This is a genomic window from Streptomyces glaucus (assembly GCF_039533365.1).
In the GTDB taxonomy this organism is placed as follows: Bacteria; Actinomycetota; Actinomycetes; order Streptomycetales; family Streptomycetaceae; genus Streptomyces; species Streptomyces glaucus.
In genome coordinates, this window is sequence record NZ_BAAATK010000075.1 from 1 (window position 1) to 20,690 (window position 20,690).

The 20,690-nt window shown below is 76.7% G+C and carries 17 protein-coding genes; 12 read left to right on the top strand and 5 right to left on the bottom strand.

Translation table 11 applies throughout. From position 1 onward, the window contains the following. Nucleotides 1–178: 178 nt before the first annotated feature. A complete protein-coding gene (locus ABD363_RS30460; RefSeq protein WP_344609416.1) occupies nucleotides 179–1,375 on the bottom strand; it encodes a lycopene cyclase family protein in 1,197 nt (398 codons plus the stop codon). A 230-nt stretch (nucleotides 1,376–1,605) separates the two neighbouring features. Here ABD363_RS30460 and ABD363_RS30465 point away from each other — a divergent pair, with 230 nt between their 5' ends. From ABD363_RS30465 to ABD363_RS30510, 10 genes are all read left to right on the top strand, one after another. After that, complete coding sequence (locus ABD363_RS30465) at nucleotides 1,606–2,961, top strand: polyprenyl synthetase family protein (protein ID WP_344609418.1); 1,356 nt, start codon at nucleotides 1,606–1,608, stop codon at nucleotides 2,959–2,961. Beyond that, nucleotides 2,958–4,499 carry a phytoene desaturase family protein gene (gene crtI / locus ABD363_RS30470; RefSeq protein ID WP_344609420.1) on the top strand — a complete coding sequence of 514 codons (1,542 nt, stop codon included), beginning with the start codon at nucleotides 2,958–2,960 and terminating at the stop codon, nucleotides 4,497–4,499. Before ABD363_RS30465 ends, crtI begins: the two co-directional genes overlap by 4 nt. Then, complete coding sequence (locus tag ABD363_RS30475) at nucleotides 4,496–5,494, top strand: phytoene/squalene synthase family protein (RefSeq protein ID WP_344609422.1); 999 nt, start codon at nucleotides 4,496–4,498, stop codon at nucleotides 5,492–5,494. Before crtI ends, ABD363_RS30475 begins: the two co-directional genes overlap by 4 nt. Then, on the top strand, nucleotides 5,491–6,501 hold the full coding sequence (locus tag ABD363_RS30480) for a Rieske (2Fe-2S) protein (RefSeq protein ID WP_344609424.1): 1,011 nt from the start codon (nucleotides 5,491–5,493) through the stop codon (nucleotides 6,499–6,501). Before ABD363_RS30475 ends, ABD363_RS30480 begins: the two co-directional genes overlap by 4 nt. A gap of 405 nt (nucleotides 6,502–6,906) precedes the next feature. Continuing rightward, nucleotides 6,907–7,764, top strand: a complete 858-nt coding sequence (locus ABD363_RS30485; protein WP_344609426.1) for a MerR family transcriptional regulator — start codon at nucleotides 6,907–6,909, stop codon at nucleotides 7,762–7,764. 186 nt (nucleotides 7,765–7,950) lie between these two features. Then, nucleotides 7,951–8,220 carry a hypothetical protein gene (locus ABD363_RS30490; protein WP_344609428.1) on the top strand — a complete coding sequence of 90 codons (270 nt, stop codon included), beginning with the start codon at nucleotides 7,951–7,953 and terminating at the stop codon, nucleotides 8,218–8,220. A gap of 166 nt (nucleotides 8,221–8,386) precedes the next feature. Beyond that, nucleotides 8,387–9,253, top strand: a complete 867-nt coding sequence (locus ABD363_RS30495) for an MEDS domain-containing protein (RefSeq protein ID WP_344609430.1) — start codon at nucleotides 8,387–8,389, stop codon at nucleotides 9,251–9,253. Then, nucleotides 9,250–10,209 carry an anti-sigma factor RsbA family regulatory protein gene (locus ABD363_RS30500; protein ID WP_344609432.1) on the top strand — a complete coding sequence of 320 codons (960 nt, stop codon included), beginning with the start codon at nucleotides 9,250–9,252 and terminating at the stop codon, nucleotides 10,207–10,209. Before ABD363_RS30495 ends, ABD363_RS30500 begins: the two co-directional genes overlap by 4 nt. A gap of 165 nt (nucleotides 10,210–10,374) precedes the next feature. Further along, nucleotides 10,375–10,545, top strand: a complete 171-nt coding sequence (locus tag ABD363_RS30505; RefSeq protein WP_344609434.1) for a hypothetical protein — start codon at nucleotides 10,375–10,377, stop codon at nucleotides 10,543–10,545. A 164-nt stretch (nucleotides 10,546–10,709) separates the two neighbouring features. After that, on the top strand, nucleotides 10,710–11,600 hold the full coding sequence (locus ABD363_RS30510) for a helix-turn-helix transcriptional regulator (protein ID WP_344609436.1): 891 nt from the start codon (nucleotides 10,710–10,712) through the stop codon (nucleotides 11,598–11,600). A 198-nt stretch (nucleotides 11,601–11,798) separates the two neighbouring features. Here ABD363_RS30510 and ABD363_RS30515 read toward each other — a convergent pair whose 3' ends face one another. Next, nucleotides 11,799–13,241, bottom strand: a complete 1,443-nt coding sequence (locus ABD363_RS30515; protein ID WP_344609438.1) for an aldehyde dehydrogenase — start codon at nucleotides 13,239–13,241, stop codon at nucleotides 11,799–11,801. 188 nt (nucleotides 13,242–13,429) lie between these two features. Between ABD363_RS30515 and ABD363_RS30520 the strand changes: the two genes are divergently transcribed. Then, on the top strand, nucleotides 13,430–14,089 hold the full coding sequence (locus ABD363_RS30520) for a TetR/AcrR family transcriptional regulator (RefSeq protein ID WP_344609440.1): 660 nt from the start codon (nucleotides 13,430–13,432) through the stop codon (nucleotides 14,087–14,089). A gap of 158 nt (nucleotides 14,090–14,247) precedes the next feature. On the opposite strand, the gene ABD363_RS30525 is transcribed toward ABD363_RS30520, so the two are convergent. Then, nucleotides 14,248–15,084, bottom strand: a complete 837-nt coding sequence (locus ABD363_RS30525; RefSeq protein WP_344609441.1) for an alpha/beta fold hydrolase — start codon at nucleotides 15,082–15,084, stop codon at nucleotides 14,248–14,250. 202 nt (nucleotides 15,085–15,286) lie between these two features. Continuing rightward, nucleotides 15,287–15,988, bottom strand: a complete 702-nt coding sequence (locus tag ABD363_RS30530) for an SDR family oxidoreductase (protein ID WP_344609443.1) — start codon at nucleotides 15,986–15,988, stop codon at nucleotides 15,287–15,289. Between the two features lie 237 nt (nucleotides 15,989–16,225). On the opposite strand from ABD363_RS30530, the gene ABD363_RS30535 reads away from it, so the two are divergent. Next, on the top strand, nucleotides 16,226–16,795 hold the full coding sequence (locus ABD363_RS30535) for a TetR/AcrR family transcriptional regulator (RefSeq protein ID WP_344609445.1): 570 nt from the start codon (nucleotides 16,226–16,228) through the stop codon (nucleotides 16,793–16,795). Between the two features lie 1,406 nt (nucleotides 16,796–18,201). On the opposite strand, the gene ABD363_RS30540 is transcribed toward ABD363_RS30535, so the two are convergent. Beyond that, nucleotides 18,202–19,512: a cation:proton antiporter gene (locus ABD363_RS30540; protein WP_344609447.1), complete on the bottom strand. Its 1,311-nt coding sequence runs from the start codon at nucleotides 19,510–19,512 to the stop codon at nucleotides 18,202–18,204. Between the last annotated feature and the right edge of the window lie 1,178 nt (nucleotides 19,513–20,690).

Here is a 20,690-nt window from a genome sequence, read left to right on the forward strand (position 1 = left end):
GCGCGCCGCGGCGGGCCGGGCCGGGCCGCGCGGCGCGGGCGGGCGTGGTGGCCGGGACCGGCGGCCGCCGGTGTGTCGGGGCCGCGGGCGGCGTGGTCGAAGGCGGTGGCCGGGTCGGCGTCGCGGGCAAGGGGCACGGGGTCTCCGAAAGGGTCGGCGGGCACGGCGGACGACGGGGTCAGGGGTGCGGGACGCCGCGGCGCGGCAGGAAGGGCAGCGCCAGGGCGGACCTCAGCATCGGCAGGACCGGGACGCGCAGGCCGACGGCCAGGTCCTCGGCCGGCCCGGTGCGGCCGTCCAGGAACCGCAGCAGCCGGACGGCCGGCACGCGGGCGAAGAGCGTGGTGAAGAAGGCCGGGCCGTCCACCCGGCCGCTGTCGAGGGCGTGCAGCAGCACGGCGTCCATGAACCGGGAGCGGGCGGTGTGGGCGGGCGGGGGCAGGGGGCGGCGCCCCGCGTGCAGCGCGGCGGCCACGGCGTGCGTCTGCCGCTGGACGGCGCTGAAGGTGTAGCCCGTCGACGGCCGGGTGGCCCCGGCCGAGGCGCCGATCCGGAAGACGGACGGGGCGGCCTGCCGGGCGAAGGCCGCGTCCGTCATGGGGATCGCCCCTTGTTCGCACGCGGTGACCCGGTAGCCGCGCAGGCCGAGCACGTCCTCCGCGTAGTGCCGCAGCGCACGGTCGTACTCCTCGCGGCCGAGCGCCGCGCGGGAGAACTCCGTGTACTCCACGAGGGCCTCGTGGCGGCTGGTCGGCAGGACGTAGCCGAACGACAGGCCGTGCGCGGGCCGGGGCGTGCGGAAGTCCATCAGCTCCACGGCGGACGGGTCGAACAGGGGCTGCCCGCAGCGCACGAACCAGCCGCGGAAGTGCTGCAGCAGCGTCGTGCGGGCGGCCGGCAGACGCCCCAGCGGCCGGGAGTCGAACACCCACCGGGCCCGGACGGTCACGCTCTCTCCGCCGGCCGCGCGGGCGCGCACCAGGGCGCCGTGCGGCTCCGGTTCGATCCGGTCGGCGGCGGCCTCGACGCGGGACACGGCCCGGCTCGTGGCGAGCTCCCGCCCGACGAGCCGTTCGAAGTCGTCCGAGTGGAGCATCTTGTAGCGCAGCGGCGCGATACCCGCCTCCACGGCCGTGCCGTCCCCGGCCCGTACCCGCAGCCGCTGCCAGGAGCCCCGCAGCACGGCGTCGTAGGGGCCCGCCGCCGCCTCCCAGAAGCACCAGGTGCGGGGCGCGGCACGGGCCGGTCCGGGGGGCGCGGCCAGCAGCACCGTGCGCAGCCGGCGCGCGCCCGCGGGGGGCCGGGCCAGCCGCAGCGCCAGTGACAGCCCGGCGGCCCCGGCCCCCACGACGGCGACGTCCGCCTCGATGTGCACGACGGGCTCCCTTCCCCGGGGCGGCAGCGGATCCGCCCAGTCTTCCGGTGAGGCGCCCGCCGCGGACGCACCCGCTCGCGTGTCGCCCGGCCGCTCATCCGTGCCGCCGTACGGGCCGCCGGCCGTCGCGCCGGCCGGGCCGTATCCAACGAACGGCGCATCCCAAGGCGGCGGCCGTGCGGAATGTCTGATGACAGTGAACGACCACCCCACGGGCGAGAGGATCCGTCATGCGCTCCACCCAGGCGAACGGCCGGCACACGGCAGACCCGCCGCGGCAGCCGCCCGGCGCCCGAGGCGGCCCGACCGCCCGCCCCCCGGGGACCGCCCCGGCCGGCGCCGACGGCGCGGCGGAGGACGAGGCGCGGGAGGCCGCCCGGCCCCCGGGCCCGGAGCCGGGGGACGACCGCCCCGCGGATCCGCGCGCCGTCGACGACGACGTGGCCGGGGCCGTCCGGCAGGTGCTGGAGCGGGTGCTCGCGGACCGTCTCGCCCACTGCCGGGAACTGGACGCGGTCTTCGCCCACGACGTCGCCGAACGGGTCGCCCACTCCACCCTGCACGGCGGAGGCCGCCTCCGCCCCCGCTTCCTGTGGTGGGCCTTCCGCGCCTGCGGCGGCGAGGATCCGGCGCGGACCCGCGCGGCGCTGCGGGCGGGCGCGGCGCTCGAACTGCTGCAGACCTGCGCCCTGGTCCACGACGACGTGATGGACGCCGCGCCGACCCGCCGGGGCGGCCCGGCGGTGCACGCCGGCGTGGCCCGCCAGTACGCCGGCGTCGTGCCGGGCGCCGCGGCCCGGCACCTGGGCGCCTCCGCCGCCGTCCTCGCCGGCGACCTGGCGCTGGCCTGGGCGGACGACGTGGTGGCGGACCTCCTGCTCGACGAGGAGGCCGGCGCGGGCGCCGCGCGCCGGCTCCGGGACGTGTGGCGGACCATGCGCACGGAGATGGCGGCGGGCCAGTACCTCGACGTGCACGGCGGGGCCACCTCGGTGTTCGCCGTGGCCCGCGCGCTGCGCGCCGCCCGCCTCAAGAGCGCCCTGTACACCGTGGCGCGGCCCCTGGAGCTCGGCGCCGCGCTGGCCGGCGCGGACCCCGGCACCACGCGCGTCCTGTGCCGCGCCGGACGCTGCGCCGGCCTGGCCTTCCAGCTGCGCGACGACCTCGACGACGTGTTCGCCGACCCGCGCGACACCGGCAAGCCGTCCGCGGGCGACGTGCGCCAGGGCAAGCCCACCTACCTGCTCGCCGTGGCCCGGGCCCGGGCCACGGCCGCCGGCGACCGGACGGCGCTCGACGTGCTGGACCACTGCGTGGGCCGCGCGGACCTGTCCGAGAGCGCGCTGGCCCGGGTCCGGGACGTCCTCGTCGCCACCGGCGCCCGGGACCTGGTCGGGGCGCGGATCGCGCATCTGACCGAGCAGGCGCTGCGCCACCTCGGCGAGGCCCCGTGCGAACCGCGCGCGGCGGCCGGGCTGCGCCGGCTGCTGTGCGAGGCCACCGGGACGGCACCCGACGTGCCCGCCCCGGGCGGACCCCCGCCCGGGGCCGCCCTGGCCGCCGCGGGACGGGAGGCGGGCCGGTGACCAGGACCCTGGCGGGACCCACCGACCACGTCGTGGTGGTCGGGGCCGGGCTGGCCGGTCTGTCCGCCACCCTGCACCTGCTCGGCGCGGGCCGCCGGGTCACGCTGGTCGAGCGCGACCCGGGGCCCGGCGGGCGCGCCGGGCGCCTGGTGCGCGGCGGCTACCTGATCGACACCGGGCCCACCGTGCTGACCATGCCGGACATCGCCGACGAGGCGTTCGCCGCGGTCGGCGAACGGCTGCGGGACCGGGTCGAGCTGGTCCCGCTGCACCCGGCCTACCGCGCCCGCTTCGCCGATGGCAGCACTCTCGACGTGCACACCGACGCGGAGGCGATGGAGGCGGAGGTCGAACGGTTCGCCGGACCGGCCGAGGCGGCGGGCTACCGCCGGCTGCGCCACTGGCTGGAGCAGCTGCACCGCGTCGAGCGGCGCCGCTTCCTCGACGCCGACTTCGACTCCCCGCTGCAACTCCTGGCCCCGGACCTGGCCCGGCTCGCCGCGCTCGGCGGCTTCGGCCGCTGGGAGTCCCGCATCGCCCGCCACCTGCGCGACGAGCGGCTGCGCCGCGTCTTCTCCTTCCAGGCCCTGTACGCGGGCGTGCCGCCCGCCCGGGCCCTCGCCGCCTACGCGGTGATCGCGTACATGGACACCGTCGCCGGGGTGTACTTCCCCCGCGGCGGCATGCACGCCCTTCCGCGGGGGATGGCCGACGCGGCGGCGGCGGCCGGCGCGCGGTTCCACTACGGGCAGCGGGTCACCCGGCTGGAACGCTCCGGCGAGCGGGTCACCGCCGTGGTGACGGCCGAGCAGCGCATCGCCTGCGACGCGGTGGTCCTGACCCCGGACCTGCCGGTGGCCTACCGCCTGCTGGGCCGCGTCCCGCGCCGCCCGGTGCGGCTGACGCACGCGCCGTCGGCCGTCGTCCTGCACGCCGGCTGCGACCGCACCTGGCCCGGACTGGCCCACCACACCCTGTCCTTCGGCCGCGCCTGGCGGCGCACCTTCCACGAACTCACCCGGACCGGCACGCTGATGAGCGACCCCTCCCTGCTGATCACCCGCCCCACCGCCACCGACCCCGGCCTGGCCCCGCCGGGCCGCCACCTGCACTACGTCCTGGCGCCCTGCCCCAACACCGACATCGGCCCCGGCGCCGCCGACTGGCACGCGCTCGGCCCGCGCTACCGCGAGAGCCTGCTGCGCGAGCTGGACCGCCGGGGACTGGCGGGCATCGCGGCGGCCATCGAGGAGGAGTGCCTGGTGACACCGGCGGACTGGGCCGGGCAGGGGCACGGCGCCGGCACGCCCTTCTCCGCCGCGCACACCTTCGCCCAGACCGGCCCGTTCCGTCCCCGCAACCTCGTGCGCGGCACCGCCAACGCCGTCCTCGCGGGCTGCGGCACGACGCCCGGTGTGGGCGTGCCGCCCGTCCTGCTGTCGGGGAAGCTGGCCGCCGCCCGCATCACCGGCGGCCGCCCCCCGGCCGCGGCGCGGGGCCGGCGGCGCGGCCCGCAGGCGCGGGAGACGCGGTCGTGACGGGCCGGGAGCTGGACGCCGCGGGCATCGAGGACCCGCGGCTGCGCGCCGCCTACGCGTACTGCCGCCGCCTGAACGCCCGGCACGGCCGCACCTACTTCCTCGCCACCCGGCTGCTCACCCCCGACCGCCGCCCCGCCGTGCACGCCCTGTACGGCTTCGCCCGCCGGGCCGACGACATCGTCGACTCGCTCGCCGGCGACGCCGGCCCGGCGCGGCGGGCGCGCGCCCTGGACCGGCTCGGCGCCGACCTCGGCCGGGCCCTGGCTGGCGAGGGCGGCGCCGAGCCGGTGGTCCGGGCGCTCGCGGACACCGTCCGCCGCTATGCCATCGCGCCCCGCCACTTCGCCGACTTCCTCGCCGCCATGCGCAGCGACCTGACGGTCACCTCGTACGCCACCTACGACGAGCTGCGCGGCTACATGCACGGCTCGGCCGCGGTGATCGGGCTGCAGATGCTGCCGGTCCTCGGCACCGTGGCGCCGCGGGAGGAGGCCGCCCGCCACGCGGCCGAACTCGGTGTCGCCTTCCAGCTGACCAACTTCCTGCGGGACGTGGGGGAGGACCTCGACCGCGGCCGGGTCTACCTGCCCGCCGACCTGCTGCGCGCCCACGGCGTCGACCGCGGACTGCTGCGCCGGTGCCGCGACACCGGCCGCGCCGACCCCCGCGTCACGGCGGCGCTGCGCGACTTCGAGGCCCTCACCCGCGCCGCCTACCGGCGGGCCGAGCCCGGCATCGCGATGCTCGACCCGGTGTCCCGTCCCTGCATCCGCACCGCGTTCGTCCTGTACGGGAACATCCTGGACGCCGTCGCCGCCACCGGGTACGCGGCGCTGCACCGCCGCGCCGTGGTGTCCCGCCGGCGCCGGGCGCGGGTGGCCGCGGACGGACTGCTGCGGGTGGCCGCGGCGCGCGGTGCCGCCCGCCTCCGGCCCGGCCGGTCCGGCCCGCTCGCGTCCGCCCCCTCCCCCCGGCACCAGGAGGCCGCGTGACACCCGCCGTCCCGTCCCGGCGCGGGCGTCTGCCGCTGCGCCTGCGCCGCGCCCCCGTCGCCTGGGACCGCCAGCGGCCCACGTGGCGCGACGCCCGCCCCGCCGTGATCGCCGAGGCGCTCGAACGGGCGCGGGCCAGGCCGTCCGGCAACTGGTACGTCCTCGGGGCCTCCCGCGCCCTGGGCGCCGCCCGCCCGCTCGCCGGCACCGTCGCCGGCCGCGAGGTGGTGGTCTGGCGGGGCCCGCGGGGCCGCCTCGTCGCCGGGCCCGGCGCCTGCCCCCACCTGGGCGCGCCCCTGCGGGACAGCCCCGTGCGCTGCGGCGCCCTGGTGTGCCACTGGCACGGGCTCGCCCTGCGCGGCGCCCCGCTCGCCGGCTGGCGGCCCTGGCCCGCGCACGACGACGGCGTCCTGGTCTGGGTGCGGCTCGACGAGGCCGGCGGCGAGGAGCCCACGGAACGGCCCCCGGTGCCCGCGCGGCCCGCGCCGCCCGGCACACTGACGGCCGTCTACACCGGGGTGGGTACCTGCGAACCGGAGGACATCGTCGCCAACCGCCTGGACCCCTGGCACGGGGCGTGGTTCCACCCGTACTCGTTCGTCGACCTCACCGTCGTGGACACGCCCGGCGGGCGGGCCGCGGAGGACGCCTTCACCGTGGACGTCTCGTTCAAGGTCGCCGGGCGGCTCGTCGTCCCGGTGCGCGCGGTCTTCACCGCGCCGGGACCGCGTACCGTCCTGATGCGGATCGCCGAGGGCGAGGGCGCGGGCTCCGTCGTGGAGACCCACGCCACCCCCCTGGGGCCGGACCCCCTGGGCAGGCCGCGCACCGCGGTGGTGGAGGCCGTCGTGGCCACCTCGGACCGGCTCGGTTTCCGGGCGGCCCGCGGCGCCGCCCCGCTACTGCGTCCGCTGGTCCGGGCGGCCGCGGGCCGCCTGTGGCGCGACGACCTGGCCTACGCGCAGCGGCGCTGGGCCCTGCGCTCCACGGGCCGCTTCCCCGGCTGAGCCCGCACGCGCCGCTCGGCGCGGCCGGGAGGGGCGGCCGGGTGAGCCGGCCGCACCGGGGCGTCGAGAAGGGGACCGGGTCCGCGTGCCACGGTCGTCAGGGCGCGGACGCCGAGTGCGGCGCGGGCGATGAGGATCGCCCCTCCAGGGCGCTGATCATCAGTGTGGCCAGGGCGCCGGTCCGCTCCTCGGCCACCCCCACGCCCGCCGGGGCGCGGGACACCGGCCCGGTCCGGCCGGCGGGCGCGGCCCGGGCGGCCGCGCGCGCGGACGCGGCGGGCTCCGCGCAGCCGACGGTGGCGGCGACGGGACGGCCCGGGCGCTCCCCGGCGGGCCGCACGCCGGCCGCGCGGGCGGCGCGGCCCGGCTTGCCCCTGCCCCAGGGGCAGGGGGCACAGTGGCCGCGTGGACCAGGAATTGATCACCATCGGGGAACTCGCGGCCAGGACCCGTCTCAGCCACAAGGCGCTGCGGCTCTACGGGGACCGGGGACTGCTGGCGCCCGCCCACGTCGACCCACGGACCGGGTTCCGCCGGTACGGCCCCGACCAGGTGGAGCGGGCCCGCCACATCGCGCTGCTGCGCGCCGCCGGCATGTCCCTGGACCGGATCGCCGTGCTGCTCGACGCGCAGGGCGCGGAGCGGGCGCGGCTGCTCGACGCCCACGAGCGGCAGCAGGAGTCCGCGCACGCCGCCCGCCGCGCGGCGGTGCGGTACGCCCGGCACGTCCTGACCGGGGGCGGGCCGCCCGTCCGGGGAATCGCCGAACGCGACGTCCCCGAACAGAAGGTGCTCTTCACCCAGGGCCACGTGACCGCCGCCGGCCTCCCCGGTTTCCTCGGCGAGGCCACGGAGCTGCTCTTCGGCCATCTGCGGCGGGCGGGGGCCGGGCTGTCCGGGCCGGTCTTCGCCGTCTACCGGGGACTGGTGGGCGAGGACTCCGACGGCCCGGTCGAGGTCTGCGCGCCGACGCGGGACGCCGTCGAACCGGCAGGCCGGGCCGGCGTGCGGATCGAGCCCGCGCACCGGGAGGCCTACCTGGCCGTGAGGAAGGGCCAGGAGGGCCATCCGGCGATGACCGCGGCCCACGACGCCGTCGGCGCCTGGCTCGCCGGGCACGGACACGTCCGCAGCGGCTCCGCCCGGGAGGTCTACTACCCGAACTGGGCGACGGCCCGGCCCGACGACCACGTGGCCGACGTGGCCTGCCCGTTCCGCCCGGCCCCACCGGCCGCGGCCGTGAGCGGACCGGCCGGATCCTGACCGCAGCCGCCCCCGGCGGTGACCGCACCGCGCCCGCCCCCGGCGGTGGCCGCGCTGCCCCGGCCCCGGCGAGGACGCCGGCGGCCGGGAGGGCGCGAACCCCGCCGGGAGCGCTTCACCGGCCGCCCGCCGAGGTACTGGGAGGACACCTGAGCGACCGCAGGCGCCGGCCGGGAGGAGAACGCGATGCAGCCTCGCGACGAGGACCTGCTGGACTTCGACACCAGCGGCCTCGAGGACTGGGACGGGGAACGCGCGCGGGCCGCGCTCGACGGCAAGGACGGCGACCTGTACCGCAATCACCTGCACATCGCCCTGCACCTGGACCGGTGGGCGGCGGCCGAGAGCGGCCGCACCGACACCGACGCGCGCTACACGGCGGGTTACGTGCAGGCGCTCGAGGACATGGCCGCGTTCCTGCGGCAGACCTACTACCTGCCCGAGGAGCCCTCCTGAGCGGCCGCCGCGTCCGGCGACCACGGCGGACGCGGCGCGGCGAAGGGCCGCGGGGCCGGCCGGGCGAGCACGGACCCGTGCACGGAGGGGCGACGGCGCGGCCCCGTGTGTTTCCATGTACGGAAAGGCGCGACGGACAGGACGAGGGGCGAGCAGCGTGGCGGTGATGCCGGGGGCGACTGCACCCCCCGACCGGGTTCCGGCGGCGGGCCGGCACGCCGGCGTGGTCTTCTCCGACGACCGGGAGTGGGCCGGTCACCTCTGCGCCTTCGTCCGCGGCGGACTGGAGCGGGACGAGCAGGTGCAGTACTTCGCGGACACCACCGACCCCGGGCGGGTGCTGCGCACGCTCACCGACGCGGGGATCGACGCGGCGGCCGCCGTGACACGCGGACAGCTGTCCGTGTCGACCGCCGCGCAGACGTACCTCGCCGGCGCCGGCTTCGACCCGGACGAGATGATCGGGCTGTGGTACGACGCGCTCGAGGCCGCCCTCGCCCGGGGACACCGCGGGCTGCGCGCGATCGGTGAGATGGCCTGGGGCGCGCGGGACACGGCGGGCGCCGACCGGCTGCTGGAGTACGAACTGCGCATACATCACGAAGTCTTCGCACGGCTGCCGCTGACGGCGTGGTGCTTCTACGACCGCCGCCTGCTGCCCGACGCCCAGGTGAGGGTGCTGGCCGGCGCCCACCTGTCGCACCGGGGGGAGACCGTCGCCGACCCGGCGCTGCGGGTGGCGCCGCTGGCCGGCCGCCCCGGCCTGCTGATGTCCGGATCGGCCGGGTACGACACGCGGGACACCGTCGCCGCCGCGGCCGCCGCCGTCAGGGGCGCCCCGGCACAACGCATGGAACTGGACCTCTCCGCCCTGCGCCACCTGGACGCCGCCTCGCTCGCCGCCCTGGCCGACGCGGCGGCGGGGCGGCCGGGCGGGCCGTCGCTGCGGATCCGGCAGGCGCCGCCGTCCCTGCGCCGCCTGCTGGAACTGTTCCCCGAGCTCGGCGCCGCGGTGGAGGTCGTGGACCGATGAGGACGCACTCCCGGTCCTCGGCCGGCTCCGGACGGCAGTCCGCCTTCTTCCACCCGGCCCTGTTCTACGGCACGGAGGACGAGTACCTCGACGGCGTCGGCACCTTCGTCCAGGGCGCCCTGGACGACGGACGGCCCGTGCTGGTCGCCGTGCCCGGCCCGCGCCTGCCGCTGCTGCGCGACGCCCTCGACGGCGACCGCCGGCACGTCACCTGGGTGGACATGACCCAGGCGGGCCGCAACCCGGGACGGATCCTGTCGATGCTGCAGGAGTTCGCCGACCGCCACGAGACCGCGCACGCGCCGGCGTCGATCGTGGGCGAGCCGATCTGGGTCGGGCGCACGCCGGCGGAGGCCCGGGAGGCGACGCGCCACGAGGCGCTGATCAACCTCGCCTTCCAGGGCCGCCCGGTCAGCATCCTGTGCCCCTACGACACCGCGCTGCCCGGGGACGTGCTCGCCCAGGCCCACCGCACCCACCCGGTCGTCGGTGATCCGGCGGCCTACCGCGCCAGTCCCCGCTACGCCGATCCGCACGACGTCTGCCGGGACTGCGACACTCCGCTGCCCGAGCCGCGGGACCCGGTCGTCGTCCCGTTCGGCGAACTGGATCTGGCGCGCACGCGCGACGAGGCGGACCGCTGGGCGGCGGCCGCCGGACTGACGCCGGACCGCCGCACGGACTGGCTCCTCGCCGTCAGCGAGGCGACCAGCAACTCGGTGCGCCACGGCGGAGGCAGCGGGACCCTGCGCATGTGGCGGGCCGGCGACGGGCTCGTCGCGGAGATCGGCGACCGGGGCCGGCTGACGGACCCCCTCACCGGCCGGCGCCGTCCCGATCCCCGTTCCCCGGCCGGCGGCCGGGGCGTGTGGATCATGCATCAGCTGTGCGACCTGGTCGAGATCCGGACGACGGCACAGGGGCTCGTGGTGCGTCTGCACATGGGACCGGGCTGAGAGCGGAGCAGCGGAACCGGCGCGCACCGGTGTCCGCCCGGCCGCGAGCGCCGCGGCCGCGGGGAGCGGGAACCCCTGCCGACCGGACGGGTCCCGGGTCCGTTTCGCCTCGTGGTCCGGGGGAAACCGGTAGGCCCGTCGTCAGCTGCCCCGAGGAGGTACACCATGAGCGGTCCCGGCGAGACCGAACGCGAGAGCACGTCGCCTCTGGAACGGGAGACCGGTGAGCGGGACGTCCATCCGGAGGAGGAGGGGCGGTCCCGGCCCGACACGTCCGACGAGCCCACCAAGGAGGCCATGAGGGAGCGGCAGGAGTCCGAGGAGAAGCCCCGCTGACGACCCCCTGCCGCGGAGCCCCGGCCGGCCTCGGCCCCTGGCGCGGCCCGGGGGTCCGGCACCCGTACGCGTGTGCGCGACCGGCCCGTCCGCCCGGCCGGGGCCGGTCGCGCCGGAAGCCGGGGCGGAGCACCGCATCGGCGTCCGCCGAGGCGGCGCGCCGGGTGGCCGAGGAGAACGGCCTGGACATGGCGGGCCGCGCGGCCCGGTACGTGAGCGCCGCGCTGCTCGCCCTGCGCGGCGACACCGACGGCGCCCGGGAACTGATCGACCGGGCGGCGGCCGGGACGGATCCCGCCGAGAGCCGGGCCCTGGACGCCCGGGCGCGCACCGTCCGCGCCGCCGTCGCCGCCGCCGACGGGAACCACCCGCTGCAATACGAGCTGCTGCGCGGTCTGTTCTCGGCAGGGGCCGACCCCCGGCCCCTGCACTACCACGCCTCCTACTACGGCATCGCCGATCTGGCGGCCGCGGCCGTGCGGGTGGGCAGGCAGGAGGAGGCGGAAGCGGTGGTGAGGGCGGTGGAGCGGCAGCTCGCGGGCCGCATGTCCGCGCGCCTGGCCCTGCTCGTGCGCCGGGCCCGGGCCCTGCTCGCCGCGGAGGACGCGGCCGGCGACCACTTCCGGGCCGCGCTGGCCGACCCGTCGGGCGAGCAGTGGCCCTTCGAACGGGCGATCACCCTCCTCGAACACGGGGAGTGGCTGCGCCGCCGGCGGCGCACCGGCGAGGCGCGAGCGGAACTGGCCGCCGCGCTGACGGTCTTCGAGCAGCTCGGCGTACGTCCCTTCGCCGCCCGCGCCACGGCCGAGCTGCGGGCGTGCGGAGTGACGCCGAACGGCGGCGAACCGGGGAACCGGGGCATCGGGCAGCTGACCCCCCAGCAGTTGCAGATCGCGCGGCTGGCGGCGACCGGCCTGACCAACCGGCAGATCGGTGAACGCCTGCTGCTGTCCGCCCGCACCGTCGGATTCCACCTGTACCAGGTGTTCCCGAAGCTGGGCGTGACCACGCGCGCCCAGCTGCGGGACGCCCTCGGCAGGATGGAGGGCCGGTGACGCCCGCTCCGCCGTGAGCGGGCCGCCGTTCCCCGGACGGACCGGCGCGGTTCCGCTCGCCCGGGGAGCGGTCCCATCGGACGCCCGCTTCTCCCGCACGGAGCGCGAGACGCCGCGGGCCCCGACGGGCGTCCGCCCGTCGGGGCCCGGCCGCCGCCGGCGGGCGCGCCGGCCGTCTCGGCCCCGGCGCCCGGACGGCTACGGGAGCGTGATCGTCTTGTACTCGACGTACTGGGTCAGGCCGACGGTGCCGAACTCGCGGCCGATGCCGCTGTTCTTGAAGCCGCCGAAGGGGGCGTCGAGGGAGGGCGGGGCGCCGTTGACGGAGAAGGTGCCGGTGCGGATGCGCCGGGCGATGTCCAGGGCGCGGCTCTCGTCGGCCGTCCACACTCCGCCGCCCAGGCCGTAGGGGGAGTCGTTGGCGATCCGGACGGCGTGGTCGTCGTCGTCGAACGGGATGACCACGAGCACCGGGCCGAAGATCTCCTCCCGGGCGATGGTCATGGAGTTGTCGACGTCGGCGAAGAGGGTGGGGGTGACGTAGTAGCCGTCCTCCAGCCCGGCGGGCACCTGGGGGCCGCCGGTGACCAGGCGGGCGCCCTCGCGGATGCCGGTCTCGATGTAGGAGCGCACGCGCGCCTGCTGGTCGGCCCGGACCATCGGGCCGATGAAGGTGTCCGGGTCGGCGGGATCGCCCACGGTGAGCGACTCGACGAGGTCCTTCAGCCTGGTCACGGTCTCGTCGTAGCGGCTGCGGTGCACCAGGACGCGGGTGTGGGCGACGCAGGATTCGCCGTTGTTGGCGAAGGAGAGGAACTTCAGGCCCTCCACCAGGGCGTCCAGGTCGGCGTCCGGGAGGACGACGGCGGCGGACTTGCCGCCCAGCTCCAGGCTGACCCGCTTGAGCTGCCGGCCCGCGAGGGAGGCGATGGTGCGGCCGGCGCCCGTGGAGCCGGTGAAGGCGACCTTGTCGACGTCCGGGTGGGAGATGAGGTGCTCGCTGGTGGCGCGGTCGGCCGGCAGGATGCTCACGACGCCTTCCGGCACGCCGGCCTCGGTGAGGATCTCTCCCAGCAGCAGGGTGGACAGGGCGTTCTCGGGCGAGGTCTTGAGCACGACGGTGCAGCCCGCCAGGAGAGCGGGGACGATCTTGACGAGCGCGGACTGGTGCGGGGCGTTCCACGGGATGACGGCCGCGACCACGCCGACCGGCTCGCGCCGCACCAGGGTGCGGCCCGTCGCCCCCTCGGCCCGGGGCAGTTCCTCCTCCCAGGGCAGCGCGGCGGCGGCGCGCAGGAAGGCGTCGGTCTGCTCGGACAGCGCGGCCGAGGTCCAGCCGGTGAACCAGCGCGCGGAGCCGTTCTCGGCGGTGATCAGATCGGCGATCTCCTCGGCGCGCTTCGCGTACAGGGTGTCGAAGCGGGCGACGACCTCCTGCCGCTCGGCCGGGGTCAGGCGCGGCCAGGGGCCCGTGTCGAAGGCCTCGCGCGCCACGCGGACCGCGCGGTCCACGTCGGCGACGGTGGCCTCGGCGGCCCGCCCGACCAGCGACCGGTCGTGCGGGGAGCGGACCTCCAGCAGGTCCTTCTCGGCGGGCTCGGTCCAGCGGCCGCCGATGTAGAGCTTGTCGTAGACGATCACGGTGCGTCCTTCTCGGAGAGCGGCGGGGAAGGGACCGGCGGAGGGTGTCGCACGCCGGATCCGGCGGGACCGCCCGGCTCTCCGGGTGGAGGAGCGGTCACGTGCCTCCAAGTTAAGAGAACGTCGTTCTCTAGTCAAGGCAACGCTGTTCTCTTATTGGTGCAACGGTGTTCTGCTAACTTGGCGGGGTGACCAAGCTGCCCTCCCATGTCCAGCGCGCCCGCCGGCCCGAGCACAAGGAGCTGAGGCTCGCCTCGATCCTGGAGGCGGCGCGCTCCCTCGCCCTGGAGAAAGGCGTGCGCGGGGTCACGCTGACCGACATCGCCCAGGCGGCGGGCCTGCACAAGTCGGCCGTGCTGCGCTATGTCGAGACCCGTGAGGAGATCTACCTCCGGCTCACCGCGGAGGGCTGGACCGAATGGGCCTCCGCCCTGCGCGCGGCACTGGGCGAGCGGACCGACGGCACCGTCGACGAACTGGCGGAGGCGCTGAGCCGGACCGTCGTGGACCAGCCCCTGCTCTGCGACCTGCTCTCCCACGTGGCGCTCCACCTGGAGCGCCACGTCTCCGCCGAGGCGGTCCTGACGTACAAGCTGGCGGCGCTGGCGGCCCTGGACGACATGGCGCAGGCCTGCGCGCGCTTCCTCCCCGCCCTGGACGAGCCCGCGGCCCGGGAACTGGTGAGCGCGGTCAGCCTGCTCGCCGGCGCCCTGTGGCAGATCTCCCACCCGCCCGAGGCCCTGGCCCGGTTGTACGCCGAGGAGCCGCGCCTCGCGCACGCCGTGGTCGACCTCCTGCCCCGCCTGACCGGCTCCGCCCGCGCCCTGGCCGTCGGGCTGACCGCCTGACGCCCCGGCCGGCCGGGCCCGGGATCGCCGCGACGCGCGGGAGGGCGGGCACCGGCCCCGCGGACGCGCGGCCGGCGGGCGCGGACGGGGGTCCGCGCCGGCCGGCCGTTCGGCGCCGGACGCCGTTCCCGCCGCGGGGAAGGGCGCCCGGCGCCGGGTCACTTGGCGAGGAAGGCGAGCAGCGCCTGGTTGACCTCGTCGGCGTGGGTCCACAGCAGGCCGTGCGGGGCGCCGTCGATCTCGACGTAGTCGGCGTGGGGCAGGGCCTTGTGGAAGGGGCGGGCGGTGGAGTCGATGGGCAGGATGTTGTCGGCGGTGCCGTGCAGGATGAGGGCGGGCACGTCGATCCTGGGGATGTCGGCGCGGAAGTCGGTGAACCAGGTCAGCGGTGCGGCCGCGGCCGCGTGGAACCCGCCGCCGGCGGCGACGTTCCAGCTGTTGCGGACGGCCTCCTCGCTGATGCGCGAGCCGAGGGTGTCGTCCAGGTTGTAGAAGTCGTTGTAGAAGGCCGTGTAGTAGGCGTACCGGTCGGCCTTGACGGTGGCGGAGATGTCCTGGAAGAACTCGATCGGGGCGGCGCCGGCGGGGTTGTCGTCGGTCTTGAGCAGGAAGGGCTCCAGCGAGGCGAGGAAGGCGGCCTTGACGACGCGGGCGGAGCCGTAGGTGCCCAGGTAGCGGGCGACCTCGCCGGTGCCCATGGAGAAGCCGACGAGGGTGACGCCCTGGAGGTCGAGGGTCTCCAGGACGGTGTTGAGGTCGGCGGCGAAGGTGTCGTAGTCGTAGCCGGTGGTGGGCTGGCTGGACTGGCCGAAGCCGCGGCGGTCGTAGGTGATGACCCGGTAGCCGGCCTCCAGCAGGGCGGCGCTCTGCTTCTCCCAGGAGTGGCCGTCGAGCGGGTAGCCGTGGATCAGGACGACCGGCCGGCCGGTGCCGTGGTCCTCGTAGTAGAGGTTGATGTCGGTGGTGTTCTCCTGGCCGACGGTGATGAACGGCATGGCTCTTTCCTTTCGAAGGCGGAGCGGCCCCGGGCGGGGCGGTGACGAGCCGCGCACCGGGCGCGGGGCGGGCGGCCCCGCTGGTGCGGCGCCGGGTCGTGGGTTCCAGCTTCACCGTGATCGGCGGCCGCGGCATCCGTCAGTCGACTTACCCGGTGGATGGGTGCGCCGTCCGTGTGGATCTCCTCGGCGTGCGGGTGGGCTACGCGGCCAGCTGCGGGTACAGGGCGGCGAGGTCTTCGGCCAGGGCCGCCTTGACCCGCCGCGAGACGTCGTCGGCCAGCACCTCGTGCGCGTCGGACTCGACCCCGTCGAGCGCGCGCACGGCCACGTCCCTCGGCTTGGCCTTCGGCGCGTCGATCCCCGCCGTCATGTCCGTGTCGACGTATCCCACGTGCAGGCCCGTGACCCCGATGCCGCGCGGCTTCAGCTCCAGGCGCAGGGAGTTGGACTGGGACCACAGGGCGGCCTTGGACGCGCTGTACGAGCCGGCGATCCCGAGCCAGGACAGGGCCGAGTGGACGGTGAGGACGTGGCCTCCGCCGTTGCGCTCGATGATCGGCACGAAGGCCCGGGTGACCCGCAGCGGCCCGTAGAAGTTGGTCTCGAACTCCCGGCGGACGTCCTCCAGCGGAGCGTCGAGCAGCGAGGCGTTCACCGACGCCCCGGCGTTGTTGATCAGTACGGTGACGTCCTGGGCCTGCGCGGCGGCGGCGGTGACGGAGCCGGGATCGGTGATCTCCAGCGCCAGCGGCACGGCGTCGGGGTGCCGCACGGTGCGCGGGTCGCGAGCCGTGGCGTACACCTTGGCGGCGCCGCGCGCGAACGCCTCCTCCACCAGCGCGTTCCCCAGGCCCCGGCTGCCACCGGTGACGAGAACCACAGCGTTCTTGAGCGAGGGCATGTCCATCTCCTCATGAGTAAACCGATCGGTTTCCGCAACCGTAAACCGATCGGTTTCATTCCTCAAGCCCGGCCGTCCCGGCGCGGGGGGAGGGGCGGGGAGGCGGATTCGGGTCCGCCGCGCCCCGGAGGCGGGTCCGCGCCCTGTCCCGCCGGGCCGGAGCCGTCGCGGGCGGCGCGCCGGCCGGGGTAAACCGAACGGTTTCTCCGCTGCCGGGTGCCGGGTTACTCTCCCGTCATGACCACAGACGTGAAGCCCGGTTCCCGCGAGCGGCTGCTGGAGGCGGCGGCCGCGCTCACCTACCGCGAGGGCGTCGGCGTCGGCATCGAGGCGCTGTGCAAGGCGGCCGGGGTCTCCAAGCGCTCCATGTACCAGCTCTTCGCCGGGAAGGACGAACTGCTGGCGGCCGCTCTGGAACGGCAGGCCGCCGCGTACGCGGCCCGGCTGCTGCCCGGGGCCGACGACGCGCGTTCGCCGCGCGAGCGGATCGCGCACGTCTTCGCACAGGTGGAGTCCCAGGCCGCCGTACCCGAGTACCACGGTTGCCCGTACCTGTCCGCCCAGATCGAGATCAAGAACGAGAACCATCCGGCGAGCCGGGTGGCCCGCCGGGTGAAGGGGGACCTGACCGCCTTCTTCCGCGCCGAGGCCGAACGCGGTGGCGCGGCCGACCCCGGCCTGCTCGCCCGGCAGCTGACCCTCGTCTTCGACGGTGCCAGTGCCCGCGCCGGGGTCCGGGCCGACAGCCTGGAGGGGCTGATCCTGCCCACCGTGGCCGCCCTGCTGGACGCGGCGGGCGTGCGCTGAGGCCCGCCCGCGCCGCGGCGGGCGGCCCGGCGTCCGCCCCGCGGCGCGAGCGTCTCCTCCCGGCCCCGCGGGGCGTGACGGCGCGGTGCCCGTTCGCCGCTGCCCGGACCTTCGGGTGCGGGATCCTCTGCCGCGGCGGCGGGGCGGGGCCCCGGACGGCTCAGAACACCAGGCACCAGTAGGCGCCGGCCTGCCCGACGCCGACCCGCGCGAGGCCCCCCGGGAGCAGTGCCGGATCCGGCCGGCCGACGGCCGACAGCGAACAGGCGGGATCGCCGACCGCCCCGGCGGCGGCCATGCGCCGCGCGGCGGCCGTCGCCGACGCGCTCGTGTACCACTGTGTCGCCGACGGTGCCGAAGGCGCCGCCGTGGGGGGCGTGGGCGGGGGCACGGGGGCCGGTGACCGCGGCGGCGGTGTGTGCTTCGGCGGCGTCCTCGTCACCGGCGGCTCGGGCACCGCGGGCCGTGTGGGTGTCGGCTTCGGCACCGCGGATCGTGTGGGTGTCGGTCTCGGCGGCATGGGCCGTGCGGGCGTCGGCGCCTGCTTCGTCGGGGGCGGGGGAACGGCCGCCGTCCGGTGGGGCGTCGGCCTGCCGCCCGGCGGCTCCGGCTGCCGGGTGCGGGCCGTCACCGTCGGCTCGGGGACCGGCGCGCGGGTCGGTGTCGGCCGTGTGGCGTCCGGCGTGCGGGTCGGTGTCGGCCGTGTGGCGTCCGGCGTGCGGGTCGGTGTCGGCCGTGCGGTGTCCGGCGTGCGGGTCGGTGTCGGCCGTGCGGTGTCCGGCGCGCGGGTCGGTGTCGGCCGTGCGGTGTCCGGCGTGCGCGTCGGTGTCGGTGTCGGCGTCGGTGGTGTGGTGTCCGGTGTGCGGGTCGGCGTCGGCGGTGCGGTGCTCGGTGTCTCCGGTCCGGTCGTCCGATACGGCGGCGGGTCCGGCGTCGGCACGGACAGGTCGGTCGAGGCCGACGGCGTCGGGAGGGGAGTGTCGCCGTCCGACGCCACCAACGCCCATACGCCGATGCCACCGAGGACGAGTACGGCGGCACCGCCCGCGATCCACGGGGCCCGCCGGGGTGGGCGTCGGTGTCGGTTCATGGTTCTCACTGTCCGGAAGGGACCGCGGCGACGCCACCCGGATCACCGCTCCCCTGGGCCAGGCGGTGTGGTTCCGGACGCTGAACGGCGGGATCACGGGAAGGCGCGTACGGCCCGGCGCCTTCCGCGACCCGGGCCGCGCGCTCGTGGGTGAGCCGGCGGCAGGCGGGCCGACGGGCGGCGACGGCGCGTCCGTGGCGCCGGCGGTCGGTGTGCCCGGCGCCGCGGCGGCAGGCTCACCGGTTCCGGTCCGGCCGGGCGGGCCGCCGCTCGCGCGCCGCCGGACCGGCCGGCGCGGGAGCGGCTGGCGGAGCGGTCACAGCCGTTCGTTCGCCACCTCGTCCTCGCTCGGCTCCCGCCCGCCGCCCCGGCGGGTGCGCACCCGGAGGACGCGCAGCCGATCGAGGCGGGACACGACGGGGGAGGCGGTCACCCCGTGCAGGATGACGGAGACGACGACGGTGAAGGTCACCAGGGCCCACAGCTCCCCGGCCGGCACGTGGAACGTCTCGACGCCCAGCGCGTAGGCGAGGTAGAACAGCGAGCCGATGCCGCGGATGCCGAAGAACGAGATGACCGCGCGTTCCCGGGGGCCCGCCGCCGCGCCGAACTGGGCCGCCCAGCCGGTGAGCGGACGGACCACGAACAGCAGGAGCAGGCCGACGACCGCTGCCTGCCACGTCAGCGCCGCCAGGGCGCCCTGCGCGACGTACACGCCCAGCAGGAAGAGGAGCACGGCGGTCAGCAGACGCTCGATCTGCTCGACGAAGTCGTGCAGGACGACGTGGTAGCCGTGGGAACGCTCGGCGGCCCGGATGCGGCAGGCCGTGATGAACACGGCCAGGAAGCCGTAGCCGTGCAGGAGCTCGGTGACGCCGTAGGCGAGGAACGTGGCGGCCAGGGCGACGAAGCCCTCCCGGTGCTCGGACAGCCGCATCGCCTGCCGGCCGGCGCGGAAGAAGAGCCAGCCGAGCATCTTGCCCACGAGGAGACCGGCGAGGACGCCGACCACGCACTTGTAACCCACGTCGACCAGCAGCCAGTGCCCGAGCCGGCCGCCGTACGGGCCGGTGCCCGCGGCGGCGAGCGCGACGGCCGCCGCGACGACGGGAAAGGCGAGGCCGTCGTTGAGGCCGGCCTCGCTGGTCAGCGCGAAGCGCACCTCGTCCTCGTCGTGCTCGGAGTCGGTCGGTTCGCCGACCCGCACCTCCGAGGCGAGCACCGGATCGGTCGGCGCGAGCACGGCCGCGATCAGCAGGGCGGCGGCCACCGGCCAGTCCAGCAGCCACCAGGCCAGCACCGCCACCACCGCGATGCTCAGCGGCATGGTGATGCCGAGCAGCCGCCACGTGGCGCGCCATCGCAGACGGCCGACGGGGCGGTTGAGGGCGAGCCCGGCACCCATCAGGGAGACGATGACGCACACCTCGGTGAGGTGTTCGGCCAGGGCCCGGTCCCGCACCGGGTCGACGTCCGGCAGGGGCACCGGCAGCAGTTGCAGGGCGATCCCGCACAGCAGGAAGACCAGCGGCATGGACAGGGGGCGTCCCGCCACCAGACGCGGCACCACAGCCGCCGCGAGCGCACCCGCGCCGAGCAGGGCGAAGAGATGATCAGCCGAGGTCACGCGGTGACGTGTGCCCATCCGGCCCGACACTACGCCGACCGCCCGGACGCCGTCGCGACCGCCCCGCCCGCCGGCGCGGGCCCGGGACCGGGACGCCGCCCCGGTCCCGGCCGTCCCTCCCGTTTCCCGGCACCGCAAGGCGATACCCGGGACGACGTCACACGACGAAGCCACGACAGGCGAGGAGAACGGATGAGCAGGACAGCACGGCAGACGGTGGTGGTCACCGGGGCCAGCGCGGGGGTCGGACGGGCGACGGCGAGGATGTTCGCCGCACGCGGGGCCCGGGTGGCGCTGCTCGCCCGGGGACGGTCGGGCCTCGACGGGGCGGCGGCCGAGGTGCGGGAGGCGGGCGGGCAGGCGCTGCCCATCGTCACGGACATGGCGGAGCCGGACCAGGTGGAGGAGGCCGCCCGGCGCGCGGAGGCGGAGCTGGGCGCGATCGACGTCTGGGTCAACAACGCCTTCAGCGCCGTCTTCGGCAGGTTCACGGACGTGACACCGGACGAGTTCCTCCAGGCGACCCGGTCGACGTACCTGGGATACGTGAACGGCACCCGGGCGGCACTGAGCCGTATGCTGCCGCGGGACCACGGCACCGTCGTGCAGGTCGGATCCGCGCTCGCGTACCGCGGCATCCCCCTGCAGAGCGCCTACTGCGGCGCCAAGCACGCCATCAAGGGCTTCACCGAGTCCCTGCGCTGCGAACTGCTGCACGACGGGTCCGGGGTGCGGGTCACGATGGTCCAGCTGCCGGCCGTCAACACCCCGCAGTTCACCTGGCTGCGCACGTACCTGCCCCGGCACGCCCAGCCCGTGCCGCCGATCTACCAGCCGGAGGTCGCCGCCCGCGCCGTGCTGCGCGCCGCCGACCACCCGCGGCGGCGCGAGTACCGGGTCGGCGCCTCGACGGTGGCGACGCTGCTCGCCAACGCCGCCGTGCCGGGGCTGCTGGACCGGTACCTCGCGCGCACCGGATTCGGCGCGCAGCAGACCGACGCCTTCCCGGCGCCCGGGGGAGAGGGCAACCTCTGGGAACCGGCGGACGAGAAGCGGGACTACGGCACGCACGGCGTGTTCGACAGCGAGGCGCACGCCTCCAGCCCCCAGCTGTGGGCCGGCCGTCAAGTCGGAGGCCAAGCGGTCTTAGGAAGACAAATGCTCCGCGCAACTCCTTG

Excerpts from the sequence above, each read along its gene's own strand:
- ABD363_RS30465 (WP_344609418.1), top strand. The coding sequence starts at position 1,606 with ATGCGCTCCACCCAGGCGAACGGCCGGCACACGGCAGACCCGCCGCGG.
- ABD363_RS30490 (WP_344609428.1), top strand. The coding sequence starts at position 7,951 with ATGCAGCCTCGCGACGAGGACCTGCTGGACTTCGACACCAGCGGCCTC.
- ABD363_RS30495 (WP_344609430.1), top strand. The coding sequence starts at position 8,387 with ATGCCGGGGGCGACTGCACCCCCCGACCGGGTTCCGGCGGCGGGCCGG.
- ABD363_RS30500 (WP_344609432.1), top strand. The coding sequence starts at position 9,250 with ATGAGGACGCACTCCCGGTCCTCGGCCGGCTCCGGACGGCAGTCCGCC.
- ABD363_RS30505 (WP_344609434.1), top strand. The coding sequence starts at position 10,375 with ATGAGCGGTCCCGGCGAGACCGAACGCGAGAGCACGTCGCCTCTGGAA.
- ABD363_RS30525 (WP_344609441.1), bottom strand. The coding sequence starts at position 15,084 with ATGCCGTTCATCACCGTCGGCCAGGAGAACACCACCGACATCAACCTC.
- ABD363_RS30530 (WP_344609443.1), bottom strand. The coding sequence starts at position 15,988 with ATGCCCTCGCTCAAGAACGCTGTGGTTCTCGTCACCGGTGGCAGCCGG.
- ABD363_RS30535 (WP_344609445.1), top strand. The coding sequence starts at position 16,226 with ATGACCACAGACGTGAAGCCCGGTTCCCGCGAGCGGCTGCTGGAGGCG.